Origin of the sequence: Haloferax larsenii (genome assembly GCF_024730625.1) — an archaeon.
Classification (GTDB): Archaea; Halobacteriota; Halobacteria; order Halobacteriales; family Haloferacaceae; genus Haloferax; species Haloferax larsenii.
In genome coordinates this window covers 296,660-313,763 of the sequence record NZ_CP078064.1, presented here as the reverse complement: position 1 = coordinate 313,763, position 17,104 = coordinate 296,660, and the positions used below count along the sequence as shown (strand labels likewise).

The window sequence follows — 17,104 nt, the reverse complement described above, 5'->3', positions numbered from 1 at the left end:
ACCTCACTCTCGTTCTGGACGCCGTTGCACACCGACGTCGCGTTCTGCGATACGCGTGAACGCTTCCTGGTTGATGGACTGAATCATCACTGGCGAGGCTTCCACCGTCACCGACGGCTGATACGTGGCGTCGAACCGCGCCCACAGCGAGAGCACTTCGTCGAACGGCGGGTCCGTAATCGACAGCGCGATTCGAGTATCTTGGTCGATTCCCTCGACATCGGCTGGTTCGAGTACGCTCACGTCGTTGAGCGTCTGGAGAACGAGTCCAAGCGCCTGCTGTTGGCCGAGCGTGCCGCTGACGTTGTCTTCGTCGTCTCGCGGGTACGCCGTCACGAGATACTCGATACTGACGGGCAACGGCGGGTCGCGTCGTGACGAGTCGCCCACGGGAGTCGTGTTCATCGACCCGACCGAGCCGTCTTTTCGGACGCGATACGGGTAGAATCCGATTCGAACGGTCGAGTTGGGGCCGATGTCCTCCGGAGAGACGAGTTCGATTTCGTCGGGGGCGACAGGGAGCTCTGGATAGTCGGCAGTATCGGACAGGAGGTCGACGAGCGCTTCACTCACGTATCGAATTGCTTCGTAGGTCATCGGTGGTTTCTCTCCAAACGTCGGGGTGACATCGGCGTCTCACACAGTCGCATACGTCGCCCGTTCGTGTACCGCTCGAAAAAGGATTCCGAGGGCGTCGAGTCTTCCGAACTCGTCGGTGGTTCCGACCTCATCGTCGGTTCCGTCGGCGACTCTCAGACTCCTGTGCTGGCTCTGCAAGCGCGTCGGCGTACGGTTCGAACTCCGATTTTCGGACGACGCGACCGGAGTCTCGGTAGTCGCGTTCGAGCACGCGAACGGCGTGTTTCATCTGAATCGAGTCGGCACCGCAACTCGCTGCTTCGACGGCGATTCGCTTGGCGAGCGAGGCGATTTCACCCCCGCTCAAGTCGAACTGCGCGAGCCACTCGGCGTCGATACCGTCTGTGGGGGTCCCGTCAGGGAACGCGGCCTCCCAAATCGTCTCTCTGGTCTCTTCTTTCGGGTTCTCGAACCGAATCGTGTGGTTGATACGTCGGGTGAACGCCTCGTCGATGTTCGAGGCGTAGTTCGTCGTCAAGAGGATGACGCCGTCGTACGTCTCGATGCGCTGGAGCAGGTAGTTCACTTCCGCGTTAGCGTAGCGGTCCGTCGCATCCGACACCTCCGCCCGGTCGCCGAACACCGAATCAGCCTCGTCGAAGAGAAGAATCGCGTTCGACTGTTCGGCCGCCTTGAAGATTTGTTCGAGGTTCTCCTCGGTCTCGCCGATGTACTTACTCACGACGCTGGAGAGGTCGATTTTGTAGATGTGCATACCGACCTCGTTGGCGAGCGCTTCGGCAGCCATCGTCTTCCCGGTCCCCGGTTTGCCCTTGAACAGGGCGACCACGCCGGTACTCTTGTCTGTGTCACGGAAGCCCCAGTCGTCGTAGATTCGCCCTCGGTTCGAAATGTGCGCCTGAAGCTGGTCGAGTTTCTGGTCGGTTCGTTCTCGGAGGATAACTTCCTCGCGAGTCACCGACGGCGTGATATGCTGGGCGAGTTCGGCCAACTGGCTGGACGATTGCGCACGACAGCCCTCTCGAACGTGTTCGGCAGTCAGTTCGTCGTCGCCGGCGAGCGTGTTCGCCGCCGCCAGCGCGGACTCCATCTGTCCCAACGTCAGGTCGAACGTGCTGGCCATGTGTTCGGCATCGAGGTCGTCAGGGAGCGAGTCGGCGTGTGTCCGCCAGAATCGCCGCCGCAACGGAATCGTGGGGCGGTCGAACCCGACGAGTGCGTCTACGACCTGTCGGGTAGTTCCGGCTGGCGTCCACGACGATTCGCCGAGTAGGAACACGTCGGCCACGACAGGGTCGAACCGTTCGATAATCGACGTTAGCGACTGGGAACCGCCTGTCGTCGTTTTCGTCACGTCGTCAGCGTCGGCGAGGACGACCGGCCGTGCCTGAAGGGCAGCCTCGCGAACGACGATATCGAGGACGCCAGCCTCCAGCACCGTCGGCAGGTGGATTTGGAGATACGTCTCGTCGTCGCAGAGAGCTTCAGCAGCCCGTCGGGGACCACTCCCCTGTGGGCCGTAGAAGTAGAGGCGACGCCCAGTCTCGTCGCTGTCGCGGAGCGAAGCGAGCGTCGAATACGTGTCGTCTTCGACGAGCAGGTCGTCGAGCGTGGCGTCGGTAGTCGACTCTGTGACGAACGTCTCGGCCGCACCGGAACCCTGTGCAGGCGACGGAGAGCGCAATCCAACGTCGACAGTCCCGTGGTCGAGCAAGAACGCGTAGATTCGGTCGTCGACGCGGAGCGAGTAGTCGAGTTTCGAGCCAGCCCGTCCAGCCCCCTCTGGTGGTTCGAGGACGAGAAGACGGTATTCGGACAGTGGTGACCCCTGACCGAACAGGTCGGTCGCGGTCAGAAACGCCGCGGGCGTGGTCGAAAAGAGGTCGGCGACGAGACTGACTGTCGGACGTTGCTTGCTCGCGTCGTTGTGGAGTTCGCTGAATAGCTCGGCACCAGCGGGGTCGATATCGGGGAAGAGCGCTAGCAATAGAACGTCCAGGTGTTGCCGCGTGAGGCCGAACGCATCGACGAGCGTCTGGAGCCGGAGTTCAACACCCGCATCGACGGCGGCCGTGCGTTTTTCTTCGATTGTCCCTCGGTATCGGTCGAACTCGTCGCGGATGCGAGGTGGGACCACCAGCTGCGTCGAGCCCGGCGGCGTGTGCGACGCGCCGGACTGCAGGCGGTCGGCCAATCCGAGTTCGGAACGCGGGAGTTCCTCGTGACGATTCCCGAGGTGCTCGCGCAAGAGCAGGTCGAGGCACCCGAGTTCGTCCAGTAGGTGTTCAATCGTGTCCTCGTAACTCATTGTCTGCGTCGAGGTGTCGGAGCACTAATAATTCACCGAGATATATGTTGGGTATTCGGCTAGGCAACAAACAATATATAGGATGGCTATCAAGTCAGTGGTAAGATGGGATTTCGCTCTGCGAGTGAGAAGACGAGCGAGGGCCAACAGTCCTCGGTCGTCCCGTCGATTCAAGAGCTAACGGGTGGTTCCGACCGCAGTCATCGCGGCGGTGGGTCGCCGACGTCACAGGACGCTGCGGGACGGTTCGGCCTCGAAGCGTATCGCCCCGGAATGGAGGTTCAGATTCAACGCCTCGTCCAGAGCCACGGCGCGAGCCAAGTGCGGCAGTGGGCCGACGAAGGCATGACCGTCGAGACGATGGGCAAGCCGCGGGACATGCGCCAGTTCCGCGACCGCCAAGAAGAACGCCCCGCAGAAGTTCCGAAGGATATCGAGCGCCGGAACGCCAAATCTGTCCAGCGCAGTCGCGGCGCGCATCACGAAGCGTCGAAAGCTGGCGACGCGCAGGTTCCTGATTCGGTTCGAGACGTGATTTCTGCTCCCGGCCAGCAGCTCGACACCTCGATTCAGCGCGCGATGGAAGAGCGCATGGGTGACAATCTGGGCGACGTGCGCATTCATACGGGCCCAAGTGCTGCGAAAGCGTGTGAGGACATCAACGCCCGTGCCTTTACTGTCGGAAATCACATCGCCTTCAACCACGGCGAGTACGACCCGTCGAGTGCAGAGGGACAGCACGTCCTCGCACACGAGTTAGCGCACGTTCGCCAGCAGACCGGGGGCGCGGTGTCGATGCTCCCGCAGAAGGGTGAATTAGAGATTGACCCCGACGAGCGTCTGGAGCGGGAAGCAGAAGAAACCGCCCAGCGCGTGATGCGTGGCGGGAAGATTGGTGTCCATCGGATGCAGCAGTCTGATGTCCACGTTCAGCGGATGCCAGACGCCGAAAAACTCGAACAAGTTCAGAACGCGAATGCGAGTCCGACAGTCGAGAGCTTAGCCAATCGCGTGAGTGAACTGGAAACGAAAGTCAGCAGCGTCCAGAACGCGATTTCGGATATGACTGGGGGCGAAGCCGCCACTGAGAGTCTAGTTGCAGGGGTCACAGACGCTGCGAAAACGAGTGCCGGGACAGTTGCAACGAGTCTCATAGCTGGTGGAAGTGCTGCAGCCGGCGGGGTAAGCCTCGGAACGGCTGCACTCATCGCCGGTGGGGTCGGTCTAGGCGTCCACGGCTTGGAAAACCTCGGGCGTGCTTACGGTGACGACGCAATCCGGGGCGCAAAGCAGGGTGCGAAAGCAGCGAAAGACCGCTTCACTGCGCTCGGTGAACAGATTCAGGACGGCTACGGAAGCATCAAAGAACGTCTATCCAACATCAGTATCTTCAGTAGTGACGATACTGGGTCGGATCTCGAAGGGAAAGCACAGAACAGAGGTGGTCGCTAACTATGGATGCACTAATTACTGGAGAAGGAGATGGTATCGTCGGACTCAGCGTCATCGACAACAATGACGTGGAGCACTTAATCGAGGTGTCGAGTGATGGTGAAATAACTGGACACCAGCAAGACGGCTATCCAGACGATTCCTCGAAGCGTGAGCCATGGGAAGGCCAAAACGTGATGCAGGCGCGGAACTACGCTCGCTTCTACGTCGCCCGTGAGCGTGGATACGACACCATCACACAGGACGAAAACCCAGACCGAATCAACGCCGCTCGGCATGCGCTCTCGGCCCTCTCTAACGACGACTTTCTCGACCTGTTCGGTGCATACTGTCGCCAGCACCGAAGTCACTACGACGACTCAGTCACTCGGCCTGTTTCACTCCCAGAAAGCATTGACGAGGATGATTACTTCCAGTACGAACTCGGCATCTACCTCGATATCGATCAGGACCGCCTCGACGAAAAAGCTGCAGACCTGAGTGAGTTGCTCACCGAAGCAGCACTCGAACAAGACGAAGGGACACTGGAGCGAGTTCAAAACGTCCTTGGTACTGACGGTGGGCAGAAAACGCTCACCGGGGAGACGGTCCAACACCTGACTCAGAAAGCAGATGAGAGAAACATCGATATCACCGATATCGTCGAAATCGATGCCGTCTCTGGTGTTCACGTTCGCTGGGAAGACGAGGTTGGTCTCATCAACAAACGCGTCGAAGAGCGCCGCCAAGAGGGAGCGATTCCATACGACCGCGAACCAGATGCACTGGTGCAACTCCCACCATTCGACACGGGTGCACTCGATAACCCGGACGCAGTTCAGGAGTTCAAAGACTTCCTGTGCTATCACCTACAGTGCCAAGTCCGGGATTGCTTCGTCGGGATGGGAATCGAACCGCCACACGAGTTCCGTGTCGTCGGTCCGGGTCTCTACCACTATGCGATTCGGTACAAGCAGTTAGATTTCTATCCACCCCTCCACGACCTCACCTCCGACGCCATCGATTTCGACCAGTGGCACGAGGATGGACTCATCGAGTCGAACCCCTCAACCTGAACTAGTTCGACTCGTGTGACCCCCCCGTCCGTGTCCCAAGCAAGAATCGGAAAGGTACGTGGCCTGCGGTGGAAGGCTGGATGGTTATCGGATGCAGCAGTCTGGTGTCCACGTTCAGCGGGCGGCCACAAACAGTGACGGAAACTGGTTCGGTTACGATGTTGGCCCACTCAATTTCGGCGCCTCGAAGGACGACGAAGACAAGATATCGTCTGATCCAGAGGTGTTAGCCAAAGAAGTCGAACAGATCAACGAGCGACTGACCACTGTCGAAGAGACTGTCAACAGTAGCGAATCGACAGCGTCGGCCGTCGGAAAGGCGGCGGTACAAGGGACAGTCGGCACCGTTGGTGGACTACTCGGAGCCGTCGCAGGCTCAGCGTTCATGCCCGGTATCGGCACAATCGGTGGCGCTGTCGTTGGCCAAGAGATGGCCAAAGGAGTTGCTGGCGACGTCACCAAGTCGCTCACCGGCAAAGCCTACGACAAAGGCTCTGAGGTCGTCTCGGAGAAAATGGGTGCGGCCAAAGAGTACATCGAGGAACTCATCGACGAGAAACTGAACGCTGCGTTCGGGGACTCTAAGACTGGTACGGAGAGTAACAAAACCAACTTCTAACCATGCATGCAGAAATTAAAAAAGAGACTGACGACGGCTTCGGCCTGCTTGTAACCGATAATAATGGGGTAGATCATAAGATCGGAGTCTGCCATGATGGAGAGATAGATGGTCACCTGCAAGACGGCTACCCAGACAAGGCAGCCAAACGGACACGAGAAGGCAACGAGCACGTCGAACAGGCTCGGGCGTTTGCACGATACTACGTGTACGCAACCCGTGGGTACGAAACGGTCTCGCCTCCGGACAACCCGGTCCGAATCAACGCTGTCAGACTCGCTATCCAGGAACTCTCTGATGCGGAGTTCGAATCGCTGTTCGGCGACCTGTACCAGCAGATGCGCAGCTATCACGACGAGACGCCCCGCGCTATCGACATCCCCGCTGGTGCACCCGGCCCGAATAGCGTGTTGTACCGCCAAGACGTCTATCTCGGTGTGGACCCCACCGAAACCGAACTGGAAGACGCAGCCGTCAACCTCGCAGCCTCCCACGGCATCAACCTCGACGAGGACGCGCTCAACGAGCAGGCTGTGAGTTCGCTCTCGACAGAAGCACTCACCGATTGGGAGTCGTTCGGGAGCGACCTTGCCGACCTCGCTTCCGAGGCGGAAGCAGACCTCATGGTCGGTGTGTACGTCGATGCAGTCTCGTCGCTGTACACCTCGTACGTCGGCGGTGACGAATACGTCGTGACCGAGCCGGACGAATCACCGTTCGAGCGCGAGCCAGACACGCACATCGAACTTCCACCAGTCGAACCGGGACCACTCGACGAGTTCCGCGAGTTCCTCGACCATCACCTGAAGTGCCAAGTGCGAGATTGCTTCGTTCGGATGGGTGCCGAACCACCGGAACCGTTCCGCGTGCTGGGAACGGGGCGGTTCGAATCGACGGCCGCCTACAAGCTCATGGACATCTATCCGGAGTATCACGACCCAGAAGAACAGAGCTTACTCGGAAAAGTTCGAGATTTGGTGTAGTGGACTAGGTTCACTCGCTGACTAGTTTTTCGCCCTGTCCCACGAGTCACTGGATGCGACAGTCAAGGTGGTGTTTAGCGAACACCCCGCGCGGACAAACTCGAATACTCGCAACGTCTTCGCATCCACGACTTATGAAGGCGAACAAGAGTACAGCAGTAATGATAGGTACAATCAATATTCTAACTAATCACCACTATCAATTACCATGTTTTGATATGTTATTCTCATCAGTGCCGTTAGACCCATTAATAAGCAGTATGACAGCCCCATCAGTCTGTTCTCCAGGGTGACTTGTCCACCTATCACAACTTCACTAGACACCAGTATCGACTATCGACGACTCGACAGTCAGCTATCACTTTGCGGACTCGACACAAGACCAACAGCTCACTACTAGCTGGGGTGGTCGTCTTCAGTGAAAATCCCGGATGTCGAATCCCGGGCTTCAATCGGTCGAATCCCGACGCTTAGTTCCCGCCAAGTACCCGCTTGAACAGCGTGAACGTGAGAAGGGTGAAGAACAACCCGTTCAGCATCCCCTGACTGGCAGCGAGGACGCGCGCTGCCGGACCGAGGGGGTTGATGTCACCGTAGCCAACCGTACTGAAGCTGATGTAGCTGTAGTAGACGTTATCGAAGAGGACTTCGAGCGCTGTTTTGTCTACTGCGCTCGGGTCGAAGACGCTCCCGGCTTGCGTCAAGAACGGCCCGCCAACAGCGTAGGCCAATCCGAACGCCGCAGGTAAGAGGAAGGTGAACGCAGCGATTCGAGGGAGGCGGTTCCCATAGCCGCACGTCACCTGCATCAAGAGGTTGAGTCCCACGCTCGCGACCTTTTTGCCGCGTGCCCAGGCGTTCAGTGAGTACTCGTTGATGATGATGTCGAAGTTCTTCTGACGATTGTAGTAGTAGCGTTTGAACTCGAATTCCCGACTCGCCGGTGTGTCGCCCACGGCGTTGGCGCTATCCTGTGCTTTCCGGTAGGTCTCCTCGATTATCTCGGGAGACATCTCGACGGCGAATTGGCCCGTCGCAGCGTTCCCCACGAAGTCGTGGATGGTCCAGTCGTTTCGTTCGAGGTAGCCGTGGTGGTCGCTGAAGTCGAAGCAATCGAAATCGGTGAGGCAAAACCGGAAGTGGTCGAGCAGTTCGTGCTCGTTTCCGTCGCCTTCGAGTTGGAGGTCACCAACTGTCGCTCGCGTGAGGTCGTACGGCGTCGCTTCGCCAGCGACCTGCGAAATCGTGCCCCCGCAAAGCGTCGCGTCGGTGAAGTCGAGATACGTGTCTCGGTCGCCACCGTGAACGCGGAAGCGTGCTGTCTCGCTGAAGACCGACCGGCGGAAGTCAGCCTGGTCGTGGAACGTCGTCTCCCAGAACGACGCAGTCGTGAAGTTGGCCGCTTCGAACTCGGCGACGTCCTGAAAGACTGCCTCGTTGAAGGAGGCGTTCGCACCGAGATGTTGCATCTCACCCTCGAACAGGGTGCCGCGGAACTCGGCCGGCCCGTGGAACGTTGCAGTTTCGAAACTCGCGTCTTCGTCGAATCGTGCCTCGCCGAACCGTGCACGTGCCTCGAATTCGACGTCGTCGAACGAGGCGTCGCCACCGAATTGCGTCCCGTCGGCGACGACGTCCCCACGGAACCGACTCTCGTCGAAGTTGGCACCGCCTTGGAACGTCGCGAACGAGAGGTCGAGTTCGTCGCTGACCACCAAGCGGTGGCAGTCAGTCCGCGCGGTGAAGGTCGCTCGGTCGAAGTTGACCGAACCTTTGAACACCGCATCCTTGAAATCCGAAAAGCGGAAGCGCGCCAGTTTGTAGTCGGCCTCGCCTTCGAAAACTGCCCCTTCGAAGGTCACGTCGTCGTGGGTGGTTCGACTCCCACCGTTGAACTCGACGCCGCGGAATTCGGCGAGTTGCATGAACCGGACGTCGGCAAAGCTCACGTCGTCGTCGAACCGCGCTTCGTCGAAGTCTGCCATCTCCTGGAACGTGACCCGGTCGAACCGAGCGTCGCCGCCAAAGATGACGTGTTCGAAGTCGGAGCCCGCAGTAAACTGCGCTCCTTCGAACGTCACGTAGTCGAAGGTTGCCTGCCGGAAACTCGCGTCGTCGCGGAAGGTAGCGTTCTCGAACGTGATGTGGTCGTCGAGGACGTGGCTGGTCCCGCTCGTTTCGACGTTTCGAAAGTACGCGGCCCCGTGGAAGGTCGTCTCCGCGAAACTCGTGTCAGCCAGAAACGTCGTCTCATCGCATCGCACGTCGCCACGGAAGACAGCGCCGTCGAACCGGGCTTCCTGCTCGAAGGTCGCTTCGTTGGTTTTGACTTCGTCGCGGACCGTCAGCCGCTCGGCGTCGACTGTGCCAGTAAGCACAGCTTCTTCGAGTTTCAATTTCCCGACAGTCGCCTCGCGGAGAATCAGCCCTTGTTCGAGCTTCCCATGCGTCAGGTCTAGACCGTCGATATCGGCGTGTTGGAAGTTCAGGACGTGGTTCGTCTTGCCGTTGATATCCTGGTACGTGAGTGAGAGGTGCGGGAGGTCAGCACCGATGTACTCGTTCACACGAGTGTCGGGAGACTGAAGGTTTGCCCGGAGTTCATCGACGATATCGTCAGCGGTCACGTCGAGCGACGCGCGTTCGTCGCGAGTCATGTGGAACACACAGAACTCGCTTTCCGGGTGGGCTTCGTGGGGACACTCCCACGTCGTTTGCAAGTGCGCATCCGTCTGTATCGACGGATCGAACGTGTATCGACACGCGGACGAGGACATCAGGGCGGGTTTTGACTCATTTCTCGACATGGATAAAGCGCCTCCGTGTTACATCTCGGCCGCCCGCATTCCAGCGTAGGCGTGAGATTCGTACTGTCTTCATTTTCAGGGACCGTGATATAATTCTTCGGACAGCAGTGCGTCGGCGGGGTGCTTTTTCGCGGTGACGCGACATCCCTACTAATCCACAAAAATCGGTGAGAATATTATCACGAAATTGGCATCAGAACACGTGAACAACTCCCCGTTTCGGTGGGTTACACGGCTTTGTGTTGGTCTGACCGCTGGTGTTGGCGGGGCGATTACTGCCCGCCCGTTGTACACCGTTCTTGTTCTCTTTTGGATCGACCGCAGCGTCTCGCTCGTTCGTCGGTTCGGGTTGCTGTTGTTCGCATCCCATCGACCGTCAGTGACGCCGACGGGAAAGTCCAAAGCCCCAGAAAGCGGATATTCGACGTTTTCACCGTACGAGATGGGGCTCTTCAGATTCTTCACACCCAAGGTCGGTTCGATAACGCTAGCTGAACGCCTCCCACCGATAGCGGTGCACAACCTCCGTCCGTTTGTGAATACACTCCTTCTCGGAGTCGTTTTACTGCCACTTCCAGTATTGGCCACCACGTGGGCCGAGCCGACATCGTCAGTGATGGCCGGGTTCTGGACATCGACAACCCGCCTCGTCGTTGCAGGAGGGGTCCTCGCAGCGTGCGTGAAACATGTTGATTTGGCCCGACTGCAGCGGACGCCAACGTACCCCACTGCGGACAGTGTCTTTCCGGGGTGGCGACTCGGAATCTGGGCAGTCTACTGGGTACCGTTGTGGGGATTGGCAGTGATTTACACTGCCGGGCCGAGTGTGGACTCGCTCCTGGCAGTCGTCGCAGTTGGGCTCGTCGTCGTCCACACAATTCGCGATACTCGGCAGTTCGGTGCCGCAGAACAACCCAGTACACAGACGAGCCAAACTCCGGAGCAACAGACCCAACGACACGCGAACTCGTTGCCATCGGTGCCCCCCGAAACTGTGGTTCGTCCCACGCGACGTGCAGTCCACATCGGCGGTGCAATCGATAGCCTCATTCCAGTTGGACACGCTGCGGGAAGCATCCGCCGAATCACTGGACAGAGTGCAATTCTCGTGGTTTTGATGATTGGGGTCCCCGTTCTCAGCCACGAATTGCTGTCGGTTGCGTCGCCGTGGGTGTTCCTCGACCTGACCAGCAGCTTTGTGGCACTCTACTTGGGAGGGGTTGCACTCGTTGGCGCCCTTCATTACGACATTGTGTTTGGGACGACCGAATACCGATTGTACGAAGATGCACTCGTCGCATACGACCGCCGACTTGACGCCGTGCAGTGGTCTGTCCCGTACGCGTCCATTGCGTCTGTGTCGGTTCGAGATGGGTGGTTCGATTCACCGCTGGGGACCGACGTTGGAACAGTGAAAATCGAACGAACCAGCAGTTCCGACCAACAGGAGCCCTACCGATTCTACCGGGAGTCGATAGTGTTCGTTGACGACGCCGACCACGTCGCCGACCTGATTACTGCGGCACGAGGCGGTGCTCGATAGAGAGATTAGGCGTCGTCGTAACGTCGTCTCACGGGAACTGGTTTAAGCAGTATTCTAGTCAAATGTTTATCATATTTGCTCTTGAGGGTACTGTCTAGTTAAGCCAGTTTGAGGAACGAGCAGGTCGTTGAGTTAGTTGGTCAAGATGCTCGCAGACCTGCTCATCGAGTGCTTTGCGACGGATTTAGAAGAAACTTGGGAGCGTGAGCGGACGGCAACGTGACGAGACGCTTCGCGTCTCGTTCGCACACCAGAAATCTTCGATTTCTGGGGACGTTCACGAGAGCAGAGCTCTCGTGCAGCCCATCAGAACGCGGAGCGTTCTGAGGACGCCCGTCAGGGCGTTCGCTGTCCAGCTCCACGCGACCGGATGTTCACTCAGAGAAACAAAACAGATTCTTCGATATCTCGGCGTTGAACGCTCTCACCAAGCTGTTTGGCAGTGGGTACATCGGCTTGCTGACAGCGGACACAACCCGCCTGGGGCAACGCCGAAGCGGGTTGCGGTCGACGAGACCGCTGTCAAAATCAACGGCGAGTGGTCTTGGTAGTACGCTGCAATAGAAATCGACACAAAAGTGATTCTTGACGATGCGCTGTTCAAGCGTCATGGAACCGATCCGGCGGCTGCGTTTCTCCACGGAGTCTGTGAGAAACACGACTGTTCAGAGACGGTGTTTCTGGCTGATGTCTTCGGATATCGGACTGTATTCTCTCGATTAGGGTTGAACGGTCGGGTTGACTACACAGACCGAAACCTGATTGAAAAATGGTTTCACACATTCAAAATGAGAGTTGACTGTTTCCACAATTCATGGGCAGGCAGTCGGCTGGGCGTCTGCCAATGGCTTGCAGTGTTCATCCATTACTATAATTTTCAGCGACCGCATCAGTCGCTCGACGGAAGAACGCCAGCTCAGGAGGTTAACTAGACAGTGCCTCCCAGGGGAAACGATAAGAATTCACACACAGTAGGAATACCAGTTCATGCGTTGATAGGGAACTCTCTCCATGTCGACCCCAATCGTGTGCGTCTTGACGGGTGAGACAGTGCCCCGTGGCTGTCCCTGAGCCTTCGTCTTGAGTTCTCAATCATGAGGTCTCAGACGCGAGGGGGAGGGACGAAGAACCTATTTTTGCCTTTCAATTACAGCCGTAGCCCTGTAACTGTCGGCCTGAAAACAATGCCAAGGGGGAGTCTAGATACCGCATACAGTGGAGTAGTCAAACCGAGAGACGGGCGAACCACGAATGATCAGGAAACCCACGCCCTCACGACAGTCCCAGAGACGAACATCCGATCGTATCTGCATCACACCGTTGCTCACAGTGGATGGGGAACTCCCCGATTTGCTACTTTCTTGCCCTTTTTGCTATCGGCTCAATTTTCGCATGGACAATCTCTGCATCGACTTTTGTCCAACCACTAACTGAGAGTTCTTTCGCGAAGTTGAGCTGAATATACTCCGTGCCACTCTCTTCATCAACCGTGTGCTCACGCACGAGGGGGATGATTTCGTTCTCGGCGATGTCGGTCCTGATAGGCGTCCAGTTGGATAGATTTGAACCATCACCGAAGTAGATTTTCGAGTACGTTTCCGAGACGTCGCTTGTTGCTGTTACTTTGGTCGATGATTCTTGATTGACCCCGCTCGATGCTGTCGTCACTGCAGAGTTCTGAGTCTTGTCATCGTTCGACGACACGGTCTCCGTCGTCGTCTCCATATCGGTCTCATTTTGCTCACCCTCCTGCTCTCGCTTTCGTTCCCGTTCATCCACGTCGTCCCAAAACGTCGAGAGCATCTGGCTGATGAACTCAGGGCTTGCAGACTGGAACTCTTCCCTTTCTTGCTCGGAGAGATATTCATTCACCCCGTCCCAATCTGTCGACCCATAGCGTTCGTCAGCAAGAAGTCGGAAGCCAGCCTCATCTGTCCCCCGAATCACACGTCCGAACGCCTGACGGACTTTCCAAACAGCCGGAATCGTCAAGGCTGTCTCAAACCCAGACCCAGCACCGATCCACTCATCATACGCCTCGATAACGGCATCAGTGCGTGTGATTTTGTCCGGGATCACCGGAACAAGTGGAATACCAACGACTACGCACCCGTGCAACTTCTCGCCGTCGTAGTCGACGCCTTCCGTGATCGTGCTGCGCGCACTGGTGAAGATGACGGCGTCGCCATCAGCAAAGAACGATTCCAGAGTCTCATCAGTTTCCAACGCTGAACTCGACTGGTCGAGGTGGAACCGCTTGGATGACCCACGCTTCTTGAGATAGTCATGGGCCCACTTCGCTTCCCGGTAGTTCGGCATCGCGACCAGGATATTCCCACGACTGGCTACCACTTCTTCGAGAAGATCAGCGTACTGCTTACGGACTGGCTTCATCTGGCGCGGGTTGGTCGTTCGCTTCCCCCGATTCCGACTCGTGAATTTCGGAAGGTCAGCGATAAGGGACGCCCGGTTCTCCTCAGGAAACCGCAGCGGGTACTGCTCAAACGCAGTTGGACGGACGTCAGAGTCGCCAGATTGTCCTCCTGCAGAAGGCTTCGCCACAACTTCCCTCTCCCCACCATTATCATCGTCTTCTTCATCCTCTTTGGGATACGGGATGTCGTTGATGCCGACCGCTTCAGTAAAGACTTCCTCGGGTTGGAGGGTCGCACTCATGAGGACGCCCCCTCCTAGTTCTCCGAAGACTGCCCGAAGCTCATCTCGCGGGATGCAGTTAAACAGCTGGAATTTTGGAGTCCACGCCTTCACCCAGTCGGGGAACTCCGCCGGAATAGTTTCCTTTTGTCTGTCGTCGAGGACGACCTCACGGTAATACTCAACAGTACTCTCAGCAGCCCAACGCTTGAAGAATTTCCCGACCTCTACCCCCTGTGGTGTTCGGTCGTGAATACCTGCTTCTTCGAGTGCCTCGAACACGAACTTCACACCCAACATCGCTGGATAGACCTTGAGGAACGAACGCGTATCGAAGTTATCCTTAGCGACAGCGTCTGAAAGGAACTTGTCAGGGTCATCACTCTCCGGGTCACAGAGAGCGCTATCAATAGGGTCTGCACCCCACCGTTCGACAGCTTCCTGCCACGAGTGGTCCTGATAGCGCTCGCTCACCGCGTCTGAACCGTAAGCAGTCAGTTTTTGCTTGGCGAATCGGAGCAGCTGTTCAACCTCAGCAAGGTCCTCGGGAGTCACAGAGTAGCTGCCGGCCGTCCCGAGTGCGCTATCAGCCAGTGATTCGGCCGTTCTTGCGTCGCTAGTACCGAGATTCGGTGTTGGCGTCTTTGCGAGGTCGCCAACAGCGTAGTTTCGTGCAATCTCGAGGTCGTTAATCGCCCGGTCAAGTGTGTAGATATCCAGAGACATCGAGAGCATATCACGGACCCGCTCCTCAATCTGATGACCCTCGTCGACGGCAACGATAGTTTCCGAGTCCAGTAGACCAATTTTATCGTCGGTCAGTAGTCTGGTTTGGGGGTCGAAGAGGTGGTAGTAATTCCCGAGAACGACTTCCGCCCGCTCTGCCAGCATCTCCATTGCCTCGTGTGGACAGATACCGCGCGAGGCCGCAGTCTGGAAAAGTGTCTCTTGGTCGAATACGTGGTTGTCCGCATGATGGAAGTCAAACGGCAAGCCTCCCTTCTTGAACGCACCAGCATAGAACGGGTCGAACTTACCTTGCAGGTCAACTGGAAGTTGCCCCGTCCCTCGTCGCTGAAGTACGTCTGTATCGACGACGTCGTTCGTATGAGGAACAAGGTCTGGATATGGTGTCTCAACACCATTGACTGTTAGGCGGTCGAAACTGCCATCGCCTCTTGGATCCATGTCATTGACAATTCGGGTGACTGCCTCTGCTCGAGCGGGGTCGTATCGAAACTGTTCACGGTGATCTTCTGCTGTTAAGCTAGCTTCGTCCCAATTGTAATCCACCTTTGAGAAGTCTGGTGGCGACATGTCCTCCGGCCAGTCCAATGGGATGTCGCTATCGAACTTGATGAGCTTTCGCGTCATCTCCCTGAGGTCGTCCATCTTCTCACCGACACCGTGTCTATCAAACGGCGGAAGGTCGACGTACGCATACGGCATCATGTCGGTTCGACCCCTTATCACGACCGTTGAGACGGGAGCTTTAGCTTCAGGAAGGGACGCATTGATACCCTTCATTTCTCGGACGAACTGGTGGAGTTGCTGTTTGAGTGGCGTAACCACGAACAGTCGTGAGTAGTCTGGAAAGTCTCCAGAAACGTTGTCAAGGGTCTCCGTCAGTGTCGACTGGTCGCGGATTGCGTGAATCCCGCCAGTGACGGCTGCCAACGTCTTCCCTGTTCCACACGCACCCTCAAAAACGTAATAGCCGTTTTCAGAGAGGAGTTCAAGGAACGTATCAACTGCATCAATCTGGTCTTGGTAGACAGACTCGTAGCGAAAGTAGGGTGTCCATGTTCTGTCGAGGTCAGAAACAGTGACTGGACTCACACCTCTGGTCAGTGAGTGAGACGATTCTGCTGAATCCTGCTTCGAATCAACGTTGATAATGTCTGGGGTAGCCGTCTCCCCGTCAGAGACCCATGAGGGAACTGGGGGTGAGTCACCAATATCGTGGTCATCACTCGGTGGCATTGGAATTGGTTCAATATCAATACGTATACTCTATTCGGACATATTATGTCCATAACATAAATACGAGCCGACTCTATGGGAACCTGATGGACGACGAAGGTCGGGTTCCACGAGAGGGACTCCCAGGCACAGCAGGCGGACCAAATCACACCGGGAGACAGTATCATCAGCATGGGTGGCAATTTGTGAACTACGACGTCGAGACCGGCCCAGCGAGCTGTGAGGTCTGTGCCGCGTCGATACCACCGACGCGCGCTCGCTGTGTCGGCCACCGCGAGACATCGCCGCGAGTAGCTGCTCCCACCGACTACGAGTGGTCGATTTCGAAGACTGCAATCGCCGTCATCCCGGCATCGAATCGCTACCATGCGATCGCCATCGGAAGTTCATCGTTCCGCCTTCGAGACGGAGGCCACAAGTCGCGTAGCAGCTATGAACTGTTCTACGACCTCGATGACCCTGCCCGAATACTGACCGCTGGGTGGGGTAGCATCCCCGACGCAGTTCCACTGGACTCTAACGATGGGCAGCGACTTTTCGAGACTGCAGTTGATAAGACCGACTGGGAGACGACACTCTCTGTCGAACAGTCACGCGATGTAACTGATTCATCTCTTTCGGATAGCAACCCGCACATCTTCACTGAGACTGGTGACGGACTCGTCAATAGGGACCAACTGGCAGACTTCGACGAGCAACCACACTGTAAGAGTCATGACTACTGGGTAGTTCCTGCAGTCCTCTACGACCGCAAGCACAACACCACCGACAAAACAGTTCGAAACCGAACCTGCCCGAACTGTAGTGAGGCAACACAGCATGTTTTCGACGGATATGATGGTGGCCACCCTTCGACCCACGTTGATGGTGCCGCACTCTGGACCTGCCTCACGTGTGACACCACTCACGATGACACGCCCCCAGTCGGTGTTGACCCTGACAAGCCGTGGGAAGACAGCGATTACACAGGCGGTGACCGCTATACCCCTGAAGATGCCGCTGAACAACAACACGAGCAAGTGATGCGGCGACTCGAAAACGAAGACATGCTTGAATAAACTACCTCGAGATCAGGTCCTAAGCCACTCCTTCACTGTTG

10 protein-coding genes and 2 pseudogenes are annotated in these 17,104 nt (G+C 57.1%); 8 read left to right on the top strand and 4 right to left on the bottom strand.

The window, feature by feature from the left end; translation table 11 throughout:
- Positions 1-3 precede the first annotated feature (3 nt).
- Together KU306_RS17345 and KU306_RS17340 are read right to left on the bottom strand one after the other, a co-directional pair.
- On the bottom strand, positions 4-597 hold the full coding sequence (locus tag KU306_RS17345) for a Pvc16 family protein (RefSeq protein ID WP_258303548.1): 594 nt from the start codon (positions 595-597) through the stop codon (positions 4-6).
- Positions 598-727: 130 nt separating this feature from the next.
- Positions 728-2,908: an ATP-binding protein gene (locus tag KU306_RS17340; RefSeq protein WP_258303547.1), complete on the bottom strand. Its 2,181-nt coding sequence runs from the start codon at positions 2,906-2,908 to the stop codon at positions 728-730.
- 105 nt (positions 2,909-3,013) lie between these two features.
- Between KU306_RS17340 and KU306_RS17335 the strand changes: the two genes are divergently transcribed.
- From KU306_RS17335 to KU306_RS17320, 4 genes are all read left to right on the top strand, one after another.
- The gene (locus tag KU306_RS17335; RefSeq protein WP_258303546.1) at positions 3,014-4,360 is read left to right on the top strand and encodes an eCIS core domain-containing protein; all 1,347 of its coding nucleotides are present in this window, start codon (positions 3,014-3,016) and stop codon (positions 4,358-4,360) included.
- A 2-nt stretch (positions 4,361-4,362) separates the two neighbouring features.
- Positions 4,363-5,415, top strand: coding sequence for a DUF7958 family protein (locus KU306_RS17330; protein WP_258303545.1), 1,053 nt, complete (start codon positions 4,363-4,365; stop codon positions 5,413-5,415).
- A gap of 91 nt (positions 5,416-5,506) precedes the next feature.
- Positions 5,507-6,034: a hypothetical protein gene (locus KU306_RS17325; RefSeq protein ID WP_258303544.1), complete on the top strand. Its 528-nt coding sequence runs from the start codon at positions 5,507-5,509 to the stop codon at positions 6,032-6,034.
- Between the two features lie 2 nt (positions 6,035-6,036).
- Entirely contained in the window at positions 6,037-7,017 is a 981-nt protein-coding gene (locus KU306_RS17320; RefSeq protein ID WP_258303543.1) for a DUF7958 family protein, read from the top strand.
- A 470-nt stretch (positions 7,018-7,487) separates the two neighbouring features.
- On the opposite strand, the gene KU306_RS17315 is transcribed toward KU306_RS17320, so the two are convergent.
- Complete coding sequence (locus tag KU306_RS17315) at positions 7,488-9,794, bottom strand: pentapeptide repeat-containing protein (protein ID WP_258303670.1); 2,307 nt, start codon at positions 9,792-9,794, stop codon at positions 7,488-7,490.
- A gap of 832 nt (positions 9,795-10,626) precedes the next feature.
- On the opposite strand from KU306_RS17315, the gene KU306_RS17310 reads away from it, so the two are divergent.
- From KU306_RS17310 to KU306_RS17300, 3 genes and pseudogenes are all read left to right on the top strand, one after another.
- On the top strand, positions 10,627-11,367 hold the full coding sequence (locus KU306_RS17310; protein WP_258303542.1) for a PH domain-containing protein: 741 nt from the start codon (positions 10,627-10,629) through the stop codon (positions 11,365-11,367).
- Positions 11,368-11,512: 145 nt separating this feature from the next.
- Positions 11,513-11,584: pseudogene (locus KU306_RS17305) on the top strand (IS6 family transposase); the annotation flags it as partial.
- Between the two features lie 112 nt (positions 11,585-11,696).
- Positions 11,697-12,299 (top strand): annotated as a pseudogene (locus KU306_RS17300) (IS6 family transposase); the annotation flags it as partial.
- Between the two features lie 421 nt (positions 12,300-12,720).
- On the opposite strand, the gene KU306_RS17295 reads toward KU306_RS17300, so the two are convergent.
- Positions 12,721-16,005, bottom strand: coding sequence for a helicase C-terminal domain-containing protein (locus KU306_RS17295; RefSeq protein ID WP_258303541.1), 3,285 nt, complete (start codon positions 16,003-16,005; stop codon positions 12,721-12,723).
- On the opposite strand from KU306_RS17295, the gene KU306_RS17290 reads away from it, so the two are divergent.
- The gene (locus KU306_RS17290; protein WP_258303540.1) at positions 15,999-17,063 is read left to right on the top strand and encodes a hypothetical protein; all 1,065 of its coding nucleotides are present in this window, start codon (positions 15,999-16,001) and stop codon (positions 17,061-17,063) included. The genes KU306_RS17295 and KU306_RS17290 overlap by 7 nt on opposite strands.
- Positions 17,064-17,104: the final 41 nt, after the last annotated feature.